Raw genomic sequence first — 11,469 nt, 5'->3', positions numbered from 1 at the left:
TCAGTAGACAACGGCTTTAGGTCGACCCGCAGCCAGCGGGCCCCAGGTCGGCCCGAAGGGCGCCGGGCCCCCATCCGCCGCGCAAACGGTCCGAAACGGCCATCCCTACCCCGGTCTTGGGAAAGCGACACCACCGTACGCACGTCCTGTCACGTCACCGCAGGCGGCGGCGATTAAGGTGGTGCTCTGCGTACGGACACGAAGGGGCAGTGGTGAACGACGGCGACGGGACGCCCGCGGCGGCGGGGCAGGGGAGGCGGTTCGGTCCCCTGGGCACGGTCCTGGTGATCATCCCGACCTACAACGAGGCGGAGAACATCAAGGCGATCGTCGCGCGCGTGCGCGAGGCGGTCCCCGAGGCCCACGTGCTCGTGGCCGACGACAACAGCCCCGACGGCACCGGCAAGCTCGCCGACGAGCTGGCGGCGGAGGACGATCACGTCCAGGTCCTGCACCGCAAGGGCAAGGAGGGCCTGGGCGCCGCCTACCTCGCGGGCTTCCGCTGGGGACTGGAGCACGGCTACGGCGTGCTGGTCGAGATGGACGCCGACGGCTCCCACCAGCCCGAGGAACTGCCCCGGCTGCTGACCGCCCTCAAGGGCGCCGACCTGGTGCTCGGCTCCCGCTGGGTGCCCGGTGGCCGGGTGGTGAACTGGCCCAGGTCGCGCGAGATCATCTCCCGCGGCGGCAGCATGTACTCGAGGATCGCGCTGGACCTGCCGCTGCGCGACATCACCGGCGGATACCGCGCCTTCCGCTCCGAGACCCTGGAGGGGCTCGGGCTGGAGGAGGTCGCTTCCCAGGGCTACTGCTTCCAGGTCGACCTGGCCCGCCGGGCGATCAAGGCGGGGTACCACGTCGTCGAGGTGCCGATCACGTTCGTCGAGCGGGAGCTCGGCGACTCCAAGATGAGCCGGGACATCCTCGTGGAGGCGCTCTGGCGGGTCACCACGTGGGGCGTGGGGGAGAGGGTCGGCAAGGTCCTGGGACGCGACAAGCACCCCGACGGGCCCGCCGTGCCGGGCGACAAGTCGACACAGGCGTCCGACAGGAACGCCTGATCGTCCCCTTACGCCGCGCTGAGCCGGGGCCAGGCACACTGGGAGTATGACGACTGGCGCTCAGACCCCCAGGTCCCCCGGCCGGCCTCCGCGCTCCCGGCTGCGCACCTTCCTGCCGCTGGGCATCGCCGCCTGGCTCGTCCTGGAGATCTGGCTGCTGACCGTGGTGGCCGGGGCGTCCAGCGGCCTCGTGGTCTTCCTGCTGCTGGTCGCGGGCATCGTCCTCGGCTCCGTGGTCATCAAGGCGGCAGGCCGCCGGGCCTTCAGGAACCTCACCGAGACGCTACAGCAGCAGCAGTCCGGCGTTCCGCCCGAGGCCCGTCCCAACAGCGAGGGCAACGGCCTGATGATGCTGGGCGGGCTGCTCCTGATCCTGCCCGGCCTCATCTCGGACGCGCTCGGCCTGCTCATGCTGCTGCCGCCGGTGCAGAAGGCCGTCAGCCGCTCCGCGCAGCGCACGGTGGAGCGCAGGATCCGCGAGGCCGGCCCGGGCACCCTGGGCGACGCCTTCCGTCAGGCCCGGATGCACCGCCCGGACGGCAAGGTGGTCCAGGGCGAGGTCGTCCGGGACGACCCGGACGACGCCCCGCAGGGCCCCCGTCCGCCGCTGACCCACTGAGCCCTCCGGGGGTCGCCGGATCGCCGGCCCCCCGGACACACCAAAACCGCGGGTGCCGCACGTGAAGCTCACGTACGGCACCCGCGGTGTTCGGTTGTGTCGCCTACGGTTTCCCGTTACGCACTCTTGCGGCTGTCTCGCGGATGGACCGCGATGTTCATAGCGCCGGAGCGCAGCACGGCCAGCCGCTCCTCGAGGACCTCTTCGAGCTCCTCGCGGGTGCGCCGCTCCATCAGCATGTCCCAGTGCGTACGCGCGGGCTTGGCCTTCTTCTCCTCAGGGCCGTCGCCGTCCACCAGGAGTGCCTGGGCCCCGCAGACCTTGCACTCCCACTCCGGCGGGATCTCCGCCTCGACCGAGAAGGGCATCTCGAAGCGGTGCCCCTTCTCGCATGCGTACTCCACGGCCTGGCGCGGGGCCAGGTCGATGCCGCGGTCCGTCTCGTAGCTGGTCACCACGAGGCGCGTGCCGCGAAGAGCTCGCTCACTCATGAATCGTGCCTCCCGGGCTTGTCGCCCACAGGACAGGTGTCGCTGTCGTCGTCATCCGGTCAACGTCCGGGCGGCGGTAAAGATTCCCGTCCCGACTCCCGATCCGGGTCCTGCGTCGCCGTCGCAGCCGCAGCCTTGCAACCAGTGCAGTACCCGCCAACGTCCGGTTTGTCACCTCTGCTAACAGATGTGACATTGCGTTTCGGCACCTTTGACGCGCAGTAACGGTCCGCCTGGCAGGCCAAACGCGTACACTACAGCCCTTTCGCGTCGAGTACTAAATCCTTTCGGGTACCGGGTTGCCCGCGTCGCCGATCGCACGCCGCACCGGTACCCGCGCGAGCAGCACGAAACCGAGCACGAAGAACGCCACCAGCGAGATGATGGCGTCCCGGTAACTCCCGGTCAGCTGGTAGGTGAGCCCGAAGAGCAGCGGCCCGAGCCAGCTCATCCCGCGGTCGCTCAGCTCGTACGCCGAGAAGTACTCGGCCTCCTTGCCGGGCGGTACCAACTGGGAGAAGAGGGAGCGGGAGAGTGCCTGGCTGCCGCCCAGGACCAGCCCGATCCCGGCGGCCAGCACGAAGAACCACACGGGAGCCCCGGCCGGCAGGAAGTACCCGGCGGCGAGGGTCGCCGTCCAGGCCACCAGCGACCCGAGGATGGTCCGCTTGGCCCCGTACGTCCTGGCCAGCCGCCCCAGGGCCAGCGCGCCCACCACGGCGAGCACCTGGACCAGCAGGACCGCCACGATGAGGGTGGACTGCCCGAGGCCCAGCTCTTCGGAGCCGTAGACCGACGCCTGGGTGATCACCGTCTGGATGCCGTCGTTGTAGACGAGGTACGCCAGCAGGAAGGCCAGTGTCAGCGGGTGGCGGCGCATGTCGCGGATCGTCGCCGCGAGCTGCTTCCAGCCGGTCCCCGCGGGCTCCCGCGCGGGGGTGCGGCGGTCGCGCAGCCGGCGTAGCGGGATGAGCGCGAAGGCGCCCCACCACAGTCCGGCGGACGCCAGGCAGATGCGGACCGCGGCGCTCTCGCTCAGTCCGAAGGAGTCGTGGGCGGTGTAAAGGATCAGGTTCGCGATCAGGACCAGGGCCCCGGCCGCGTATCCGAAGGCCCACCCGCGCGAGGAGACGGCGTCGCGTTCCTCGGGCGGTGCGATCTGCGGAAGGTACGAGTTGTAGAGCATCATCGCCACCGACTGCGCGGCGTTGGCGACGACCAGGAGCACGCCGCCCAGCAGATAGCGGTCGCCGTCCAGGAAGAACATCCCCGCCGTGGCCGCGGCGCCGGTGTACGCGGCCGCGGCCAGCAGCGGCTTCTTGCGGCCCGACCGGTCGGCCGCGGCGCCCACCAGGGGCATCACCAGGACCGCCACGATCACCGAGAGGGACACCGAGTAGGCGAAGAAGGACCCGGCGCGCACCGGTATCCCCAGCGGGTGGACGTACCCGTCCCCGTCCGCGGCCGACTCGGCGACCGACGTCAGATAGGGCCCCAGGAACACGGTGAGCACGCTCGTCGAGTAGACGGAGCACGCCCAGTCGTAGAAGTACCAGCCGCGTTGTTCGCGCCGCCGGTCGGCGGCCCCGTCGGCCGCGTCCGTCCGCAGGGTGTCGGTGCCCACCCGTGCCCTCGCTTCCCCGTGCGCGCGCACCGCCCCGGGCGGCCGGCCGGGACTCAGGCCCAGACGCCGCGGTCCTCCATGACCTTGCGCAGTGTGTCGATGTGATCGGTCATGATGCCATCCACTCCCAGGTCCAGGAGCCGGTGCATGCGGTCCGGATCGTTCACCGTCCAGACGTGCACCTGGAGCCCGCGCGCGTGGGCGGCGCGCAGGAAGCGGCGGTCCACGACCCGGATGCCCGACTGGACCTCGGGAACCTGCGCGGCCACCGGTGCAGGGCGTGGGGCGACCGGAACACCCCACGAGCGCAGCCGGAGGCCCAGGACGCCGCGGATGCCGTACGAGGTGGCCAGGCGCGGGCCCGCCAGGCGCTGGGCGCGCGCCACGCGTGCCTCCGAGAACGAGCCGACACAGACCCGGTCCCAGGCGTTCGTCCGCCCGATCAGCTCCAGGAGGGGCACCAGCGCGGGCTCCGCCTTCACGTCGATGTTCCAGCGCACCTCGGGGAAGGCTTCGAGGAGTTCCTCGAAGAGCGGCACCGGCTCCTCGCCCGCCACGCGCGCGTGACGCACCCGCTCCCACGGAAGGTCGGCGATCCGCCCGGCCCCCTCGGTCACCCGGTCCAGGGTCGCGTCGTGGAAGGCGACGAGCCTCCCGTCGCGCGTGGCGTGGACGTCGGTCTCGATGTACCGGTAGCCCGCCTCGACCGCCCGCCGGAACTGCCGCAGCGTGTTCTCCAGACCGTCCGCCGAACCGCCCCGGTGGGCGAAGGCGATCGGGCCGGGGTGGTCGAGGTAGGGGTGGCGTATCGGGCTGGTCACCGACGCAGTATCGCGCGCCGGGGTTCACCGGCGGCAACCACCGTGCTGCCGGAAGGTGCCGGGAGTACGGCGAAGACGCGCAGGAACACCTGGGCGAGCGGGCCGATCGACACCGCGTACAGGAGGGTGCCGATACCGACCGTGCCGCCGAGGGCGAAGCCCGTGACCACGACGGTGATCTCGACGGCCGTGCGCACCAGGCGTACCGAGAGGCCCGTGCGCCGGTTCAGGCCGGTCATCAGGCCGTCGCGCGGGCCGGGGCCGAACCGCGCGGCGATGTACAGCCCGGTCGCCGCCCCGTTCAGGACGATCCCCGTGACCATGGCGGCGATCCGCAGCGGCAGCCCCTGGGCGTCCGGCAGGACGGACAGGGTCGCGTCCATCGCCGCGCCGATCACCAGCACGTTGGAGACCGTGCCGAGGCCCGGCCGCTGGCGCAACGGGATCCACAGGAGCAGCACGGCGGCGCCCAGGACGGTCAGCACCACGCCCATGGACAGGCCGGTGCGTTCCGCCAGTCCCTGGTGCAGCACGTTCCACGGCTCCAGACCGAGTCCCGACCGGACCAGCAGCGCCGAACTCGCGCCGTACAGCGCGAGTCCGCCGTATAGCTGGGTCAGCCGCCGTGTGAGGTGCCTGTGCCGGACCTCGGCCTGCCTGGACAAGATCTGCCCCCTGTGTGGTCGTAGTGGCCTGCTGCATGACACCCTGTGGCTTGAGAAGGAGAAGCAACCATGGCCAATTCGGGGAAGGTGGACTGATTTCCATGGCGCAGTGGACCTCGGCCGTGGGGGCCGGTCAGCTCGCCCGGCTGCTCGGCTCCCAGCAGGACCGCCCCGCCGGGCCCGGCACCCGCCGCCCGCCCGCCTACCGCGCGCTCGCCGACGGCATTCGGCTTCTGGTCCTCGAAGGCCGCGTCCCGGTCGCCGCCCGGCTGCCCGCCGAACGCGAACTGGCCCTCGCCCTGACCGTCAGCCGTACCACCGTCGCCGCCGCCTACGAGGCGCTGCGCGCGGAGGGCTTCCTGGAGTCCCGGCGCGGCGCGGGCAGCTGGACGGCCGTACCGGCCGGGAACCCGCTGCCGGCGCGCGGTCTCGAACCGCTGCCGCCCGAAGCGCTCGGTTCGATGATCGACCTGGGCTGCGCGGCGCTCCCCGCGCCCGAGCCCTGGCTCACCCGGGCCGTGCAGGGCGCCCTGGAGGAGCTGCCGCCGTACGCGCACACCCACGGCGACTATCCGGCGGGACTGCCGACGCTGCGCGCGATGATCGCCGAGAGGTACACGGCGCGCGGGATCCCGACCATGCCCGAGCAGATCATGGTGACCACGGGCGCGATGGGCGCGATCGACGCCATCTGCCACCTCTTCGGGGGGCGCGGAGAGCGGATCGCCGTGGAATCGCCCTCCTATGCGAACATCCTCCAGCTGATGCGGGAGGCCGGCGCCCGGCTCGTCCCCGTCGCGATGGCCGAGGGACTGACCGGCTGGGACGTCGACCGCTGGCGCCAGGTGCTGCGCGAGGCCGCGCCGCGCGTCGCCTATGTCGTCGCCGACTTCCACAACCCCACCGGCGCGCTCGCCGAGGAGGACCAGCGACGCCGCCTCGTTGACGCGGCCCGGTCGGCGGGCACGGTGCTCGTGGCCGACGAGACGATGAGCGAGCTGTGGCTGGACGACGACGTCGAGATGCCGCGGCCCGTGTGCGCCTTCGACCCGGCCGGGTCCACGGTCGTCACCGTCGGTTCCGCGAGCAAGGCCTTCTGGGCCGGGATGCGCATCGGCTGGGTCCGCGCCGCGCCGGACGTCATCCGCAGCCTGGTCGCCGCGCGGGCGTACGCCGACCTGGGCACGCCCGTACTGGAGCAACTTGCCGTGAACTGGCTGTTCAGCACCGGCGGCTGGGAGCAGGCCGTGGCGGTCCGCCGCGAGCAGGCCGGGCAGAACCGGGACGAGCTGGTGGCGGCGGTACGGCGGGAGCTGCCCGACTGGGAGTTCGAGGTGCCCAGGGGCGGGCTCACCCTGTGGGTGCGGACGGGCGGCCTCTCCGGCTCCCGGCTCGCGGAGGCGGGGGAGCGGGTGGGCGTACGGGTCCCGTCCGGTCCGCGCTTCGGGGTCGACGGCGCCTTCGAGGGGTACGTCCGGCTGCCCTTCACCGTGGGTGGCGCGGTGGCGGAGGAGGCGGCGTCCCGGCTGGCCGCTGCGGCCCGCCTGGTGGAGAGCGGCGGCGCCGGGAGCGGCGGCGAGGCACCGCGGACGTTCGTGGCGTAGCCCAGCTTCGACGGTGGCGGTCGGTGGAAACGCGGCCGGGGCGGAGCGGTGGGTCGCTCCGCCCCGGCCGCGGTCACCTTCTCAGGAGGTCTCCGCCGCGACGGCCTTGGCGGGGACCGGCTCCGCCGCGGCGGCCGTAACGGGGACCGGCTCCGCGGGAACCGGCTCCGACGTCGCGGGCTCGGCGGTCGCCTCCGGCCCGCCCGGTGCCTCACGCACCTCCGTCGTTGTCTCCGTCGCCACCGGCGTGGGTTCGGGCTCGGTGGGGGCTTCCTCAGGCTCGGTCCGGTTGGATGCCGGCGGGGCCTTCTTCTCCATCGACACCGCCTTGGCCTCGGCCGTCGCCTCCGCCGCCTCCGCCTCCGCGGGGACCGGCGCCCGCTCCCCGTCCGCCGGGGTCGTGCGCGGGGGGAGCAGGTCGAGCACCGCCTGCCGGTGGGCGTCGCTCGTGGCGTCGTCGTAGGGGTCGGGGGTGGCCGGGACCTGGAGGCGGTGGACCGCACCCGTGCCGAGGCGGGCGTATCCGCGACCGGGGGGAACCTGGTCGACGGGCGTGGTGTGCGGGGGAGCGCCCAGCGCGGCGGTCAGTTCGTCCGCCGTGGCCGGGCCGAGCACCACGCGCGCGCGTGTGTGCTGCCGTACGGCGTCACTGAGGCTCTCCAGGGCGTCCAGCTGGTCGGCGACGACCACCGTCACGTGCGCGGCGCGGCCGTGCCGCAGGGGCACCTGGAGCAGGGACTGCGGGTCTCTGCGGCCCTCGGCCGTGGCGAGGTGCGTGAAGGCGCTCGGACGGTCCAGGAAGACCCACAGGGGCCGCCGGGTGTCGTCCGGTGCGGGCTGCCCTTCCTGACGGGCCCGGTTGACGGAGATCAGCCGGCGCTCGGTCTCGGCGGCGGCCCACTCCAGGCTGGTCAGCGCCCCGGTGAGGCCGGACTCGACGGCCAGGACGCCGTCCCGGCCGACCAGACAGGCGTACTCACCGGTGCCGCCGCCGTCGACGATCAGGATGTCTCCTTGGTGCAGCGCCTGGAGGGCGACCGAGCGCAGCAGGGTGGAGGTGCCGGTGCCGGGCCGGCCCAGGACCAGCAGGTGGGGTTCGGTCGAGCGGATGCCGGTGCGCCAGACGACCGGCGGGACGTCGCGCCGCTCCTCGCCGTGGGTGAGCGGGAGGGTGCGCTGGACCCGGGTCGGGTCGGTGAAGCCGAGGACGGTCTCGCCGGGTGCGGTGACGAAACGCTGGGCGGCGATGTCGGTGGGGAGCGCCGCGAGCACGTCGACGGTGAGGTGGTTGGACTCCTCGTCCCACGTGAAGTGGTACTCCCGGCCCCGGCCGGACTTCGCGGTGAGCAGGTGCTCGATGCGGGTCCGGGAGCCGGCCTCCCCGTCGGTGAAGTAGGCGGGGTAGCGGATCACCAGGTGGGTGAAGCGGCCGCCGTCGTCGAACTCGTAGGCCGGGAACGCCTTCTCCCAGGAGCCGCCGTGGGCGTACAGGGGGTCGGGGTCCTCGGCGAGCGAGAAATACGGGACCAGGGCCTCGTAGAGGGACTGGAGGCGCTGGGTCTGGGAGTCGTCGGGGCCTTCCGGCGTCGCCGGGGTGCGGTCCCTGCCCTGCCAGGCTGCCGCCGCCATCAGGGCGATGACGGCGAGCAGCGGGCCGTACGGCACGAGTGCCACGACCAGGACCACCGAGGCCACCAGGAACAGCAGCGCACCGCGCCGGTCCTTGGGGGTCTCGGTCCATCTGCTCCGCCCGGCGGCGGCCAGCCTGCGCAGGCCGCGGCCGATCGTGATCAGCGGCTGGAGGACGTCGGTGGCGCTGTCGGCCGCCGTCCGGGCCAGCACCCGGCTCCGGGCGAGCTGTGCGCCGCCGTTGCTCAGAATGCGGGGGAGGGGCCGCCGGGCCACTGATGCCTCCTGGTGCGTACGTGGGGGGTGTCGGGTGGGGGGTGAGGGGCGTCAGAACTTGATTCCGCCTAGGAGGCCCGCCAGGCTCTCGCCGCCCGCCTTGATGCTCGGCGCGATGGCCGTACTCGCGAGATAGAACCCGAACAGGACCGCGACCAGCGCGTGCGAGGCCTTGAGGCCGTCCTTGCGGAAGAAGATGAAGACGACGATGCCGAGCAGGACCACGCCTGAGATCGAGAGGATCATGTGAGTTCTCCTGGTTCACGGGGACAGTCACCATGAGTACTTCCAGGCTCACAGCATGTATCCATACGATAAAAGGTGCAAATGGGGGAAATTCGTCGGAAATACCCTGATTGGCGGCGTGTTTGTTGGGCCGGACGAGTGCTTCGCGAGCCAGTACCCTGGCGATTCACTCGTACGGCAGCACCGCTCGCCGCCGTGCGTGGCAGTACCCGGGGAGTACCCCGGCAGTGTGCGCAGTCCCGCAGTCCCCAAACGTTCGCAGTGAGAGGCGGTCCGGCCGATGAGTGAAGCCCCCGACCCCGAGGTCGTGGAGCTGGCGACCAAGATCTTCGATCTGGCCCGGCAGGGGCGGGCCGAAGAGCTGGTGGCGTATGTGGACGCCGGCGTTCCGGCCGATCTCACCAACGACCGCGGCGACTCCCTCGTCATGCTCGCCGCCTATCACGGCCACGCCTACGCGGTACGCGCGCTGCTGGGCCGCGGCGCCGACGCCGACCGCGTCAACGACCGGGGTCAGACCCCGCTCGCCGGAGCCGCCTTCAAGGGTGAGACGGAAGTGACGAAGGCGCTTCTCGAGGCCGGCGCGGACCCGGCCGCGGGCACCCCGTCGGCCGTGGACACGGCGCGGATGTTCGCCCGGACGGACCTGCTGGAGCTGTTCGGCGTGCAGTGACCGGACGTCGGTGCGGATCCTCCGAGGATCCGATCCGCACATTCTGACCAGGTAAAACACTGAAAACGGGGGAGGCGGTACAAGGCCGCCGAAATTTCGGTCGCGGCAGATGTGACCGCCGGGCCATCATGACGACGTGGTTCACGGACGTGATGGCTGGGCAGGTGTTGCCGCACCGCGCGGGCCGTGACACGGCTCGCAAGGGCCACCGACGAGAGGCAGGAACATGGTCTTCAGCAAGCAAGAGACGGCGGGCGCTCCGACGTGTTGGCGCACGGCCAGGTAACGCGTGTTCCCCGGTTGCGTCGACGCTTGATGTGAGGCTGTTTCCCATGTTCGATCCGGTCATAGCGCCCAGCGGTACGCTGCTCGGCCTGCTTCAGCGGGGTCGCGGCGACGGCACGCTGCACGCGCTCACCGCCCCGCGCCCCGAAGCGCTGGCGGCTCTGAACCACTGCGTTCTCCACGACCCCCGCCACGACTGGCAGGTCGAGAACCGCTCCCTCTACTACGCCCGCCTCTACCTCGACCTCAATGGCGAGCTGGACGCGATCGAGGCCCACCTCTTCGACCCCGAGGACGTCCTGGACGCCGACGAGTCGCGCACGGGGCTGGCCCTCGCGGTCCTCGGGCACCTCGCGTCCTACGGCAGGCTGGACGCGCTCGAACTGCTGCGCCGGTACGCCGCCCACGGCGTCAACTGGGCGTGGGCCCTGGACGAGCTGGCGCTGCGCGACGACGACGCGGGGCTGCGCGCCCTCGCCGCGCCCGTGCTGGCGCGTTTCCCGCGCGATCCCGAGGGCGACGCCGAGCTGGCCGTCGCCGTGCGGGACGCCTTCGAACCGCGGCCCTGGCGGCTGTGGGCCGACGACACCCGCGAATCGATCGCCACGCGTGTGCGTGCCGCCCACGAGGCGGGCAGCTTCGACCGCTGGCAGCGGCAGATGAATCCCACCGGCCCGCGTCCGGGCTGGAGCGTGCGTGCCGTGTTCGAGTGGGCGGAGCAGGGCATCGAGCGCGGCGCCGTGCTCCACGTGCCGGCCGCCCGCTGCCTCACCGCCGTCGCGGGACCCGAGGACCGGCCCGAGATCGTCGAGGCCGCCCGGTCCGGCACCGAGGCCGCCCGCAGCACCGCCCTGCACTACCTCGCCGACGCCAATGATCCCGACGTGCTCGACCTGATCGAGGGCGCCGCGACCACCGGCCCGACCCCGGTCGTGGAGGCCGCCGTCGCCGCCTACGAGCGCATGCGCAGCCTCGCCGCCGTCGACCGGGCCCGCGGCTGGGTGCACCGCCCCGACGCCCTCGGCGCCGCCGCCGGACGGGTGCTCGCCTGCCGGGGCGCGGCGCAGGACCGCGACCTCGTCCTCGCCGCCCTGCGCGAGGCCGTACGGGGCGAAGGCCCCGACGCGCCGACCCTGTGGACCCTCGTCGACGGCACCGGGCGCCTCGGCATCGCCTGTGCCGCCCCCGTGCTGCGCCACATCTACCGCGAGACCGCCTCCTCCCACCTGCGTGGCCGGGCCGCCCGTGCGCTGGCCGCCACCGACCCGTCGTTCGCCGCGGGCTTCGCCATCGAATGCCTGTGGGACTGCGAGGAGACCACCCGCGAGGTCGCCGCCCGGCACGCCGAGACCGGCGACAACCGGGTCGTCGAACGGCTGCGCAGGCTGGCCGCCGATCCGGCCGAGGAGGACGAGGTCCAGACGGCCGTGCGCAGCCGCTTCGGACCGGACGCGCCCGCCGTGTGAGACGACCCG

11 protein-coding genes are annotated in these 11,469 nt (G+C 72.6%); 5 read left to right on the top strand and 6 right to left on the bottom strand.

Translation table 11 applies throughout. The annotated features are described in order from the left end of the window. Window positions 1-212 precede the first annotated feature (212 nt). Both OIE75_RS06385 and fxsA read left to right on the top strand, forming a co-directional pair. Window positions 213-1,061 carry a polyprenol monophosphomannose synthase gene (locus OIE75_RS06385; RefSeq protein ID WP_307010436.1) on the top strand — a complete coding sequence of 283 codons (849 nt, stop codon included), beginning with the start codon at window positions 213-215 and terminating at the stop codon, window positions 1,059-1,061. A 46-nt stretch (window positions 1,062-1,107) separates the two neighbouring features. Next, window positions 1,108-1,680, top strand: a complete 573-nt coding sequence (gene fxsA / locus OIE75_RS06380) for an FxsA family membrane protein (RefSeq protein WP_307010434.1) — start codon at window positions 1,108-1,110, stop codon at window positions 1,678-1,680. 116 nt (window positions 1,681-1,796) lie between these two features. Here the strand turns inward: fxsA and OIE75_RS06375 are convergent, their stop codons facing one another. The 4 genes from OIE75_RS06375 to yczE all read right to left on the bottom strand — a co-directional run bounded on the left by OIE75_RS06375 (window position 1,797) and on the right by yczE (window position 5,281). Further along, window positions 1,797-2,171 (bottom strand): RNA polymerase-binding protein RbpA, encoded by a 375-nt coding sequence (locus OIE75_RS06375; RefSeq protein ID WP_003977404.1) that lies wholly within the window; start codon window positions 2,169-2,171, stop codon window positions 1,797-1,799. Window positions 2,172-2,448: 277 nt separating this feature from the next. Further along, on the bottom strand, window positions 2,449-3,795 hold the full coding sequence (locus OIE75_RS06370) for an MFS transporter (protein ID WP_307010431.1): 1,347 nt from the start codon (window positions 3,793-3,795) through the stop codon (window positions 2,449-2,451). A gap of 53 nt (window positions 3,796-3,848) precedes the next feature. Further along, window positions 3,849-4,616, bottom strand: a complete 768-nt coding sequence (locus OIE75_RS06365; RefSeq protein ID WP_307010429.1) for a glycerophosphodiester phosphodiesterase — start codon at window positions 4,614-4,616, stop codon at window positions 3,849-3,851. Beyond that, on the bottom strand, window positions 4,613-5,281 hold the full coding sequence (gene yczE, locus OIE75_RS06360) for a membrane protein YczE (RefSeq protein ID WP_329469899.1): 669 nt from the start codon (window positions 5,279-5,281) through the stop codon (window positions 4,613-4,615). The genes OIE75_RS06365 and yczE overlap by 4 nt, the downstream gene beginning before the upstream one ends. A gap of 101 nt (window positions 5,282-5,382) precedes the next feature. Here yczE and OIE75_RS06355 point away from each other — a divergent pair, with 101 nt between their 5' ends. Next, window positions 5,383-6,885 (top strand): SCO1417 family MocR-like transcription factor, encoded by a 1,503-nt coding sequence (locus OIE75_RS06355; protein WP_122617128.1) that lies wholly within the window; start codon window positions 5,383-5,385, stop codon window positions 6,883-6,885. An 81-nt stretch (window positions 6,886-6,966) separates the two neighbouring features. Here OIE75_RS06355 and OIE75_RS06350 read toward each other — a convergent pair whose 3' ends face one another. Together OIE75_RS06350 and OIE75_RS06345 are read right to left on the bottom strand one after the other, a co-directional pair. Continuing rightward, complete coding sequence (locus OIE75_RS06350; RefSeq protein WP_329469898.1) at window positions 6,967-8,790, bottom strand: hypothetical protein; 1,824 nt, start codon at window positions 8,788-8,790, stop codon at window positions 6,967-6,969. 51 nt (window positions 8,791-8,841) lie between these two features. Next, window positions 8,842-9,036: a hypothetical protein gene (locus OIE75_RS06345; RefSeq protein ID WP_003977410.1), complete on the bottom strand. Its 195-nt coding sequence runs from the start codon at window positions 9,034-9,036 to the stop codon at window positions 8,842-8,844. Between the two features lie 280 nt (window positions 9,037-9,316). Between OIE75_RS06345 and OIE75_RS06340 the strand changes: the two genes are divergently transcribed. Next, window positions 9,317-9,709: an ankyrin repeat domain-containing protein gene (locus OIE75_RS06340; protein WP_329469896.1), complete on the top strand. Its 393-nt coding sequence runs from the start codon at window positions 9,317-9,319 to the stop codon at window positions 9,707-9,709. Between the two features lie 332 nt (window positions 9,710-10,041). Next, on the top strand, window positions 10,042-11,460 hold the full coding sequence (locus OIE75_RS06335) for a HEAT repeat domain-containing protein (RefSeq protein ID WP_329469895.1): 1,419 nt from the start codon (window positions 10,042-10,044) through the stop codon (window positions 11,458-11,460). The last annotated feature ends 9 nt before the right edge of the window (window positions 11,461-11,469 follow it).

The organism is Streptomyces sp. NBC_01723 (assembly GCF_036246005.1).
Lineage (GTDB): Bacteria > Actinomycetota > Actinomycetes > Streptomycetales > Streptomycetaceae > Streptomyces.
Note: the sequence above shows the minus strand (reverse complement) of the source record. Positions and strands in the feature narration are given on the sequence as shown.

What these genes read in the sequence shown, in the direction of transcription:
- fxsA (WP_307010434.1), top strand. Translation starts at nt 1,108, where the DNA reads ATGACGACTGGCGCTCAGACCCCCAGGTCCCCCGGCCGGCCTCCGCGC.
- OIE75_RS06375 (WP_003977404.1), bottom strand. Translation starts at nt 2,171, where the DNA reads ATGAGTGAGCGAGCTCTTCGCGGCACGCGCCTCGTGGTGACCAGCTAC.
- OIE75_RS06355 (WP_122617128.1), top strand. Translation starts at nt 5,383, where the DNA reads ATGGCGCAGTGGACCTCGGCCGTGGGGGCCGGTCAGCTCGCCCGGCTG.
- OIE75_RS06345 (WP_003977410.1), bottom strand. Translation starts at nt 9,036, where the DNA reads ATGATCCTCTCGATCTCAGGCGTGGTCCTGCTCGGCATCGTCGTCTTC.
- OIE75_RS06340 (WP_329469896.1), top strand. Translation starts at nt 9,317, where the DNA reads ATGAGTGAAGCCCCCGACCCCGAGGTCGTGGAGCTGGCGACCAAGATC.
- OIE75_RS06335 (WP_329469895.1), top strand. Translation starts at nt 10,042, where the DNA reads ATGTTCGATCCGGTCATAGCGCCCAGCGGTACGCTGCTCGGCCTGCTT.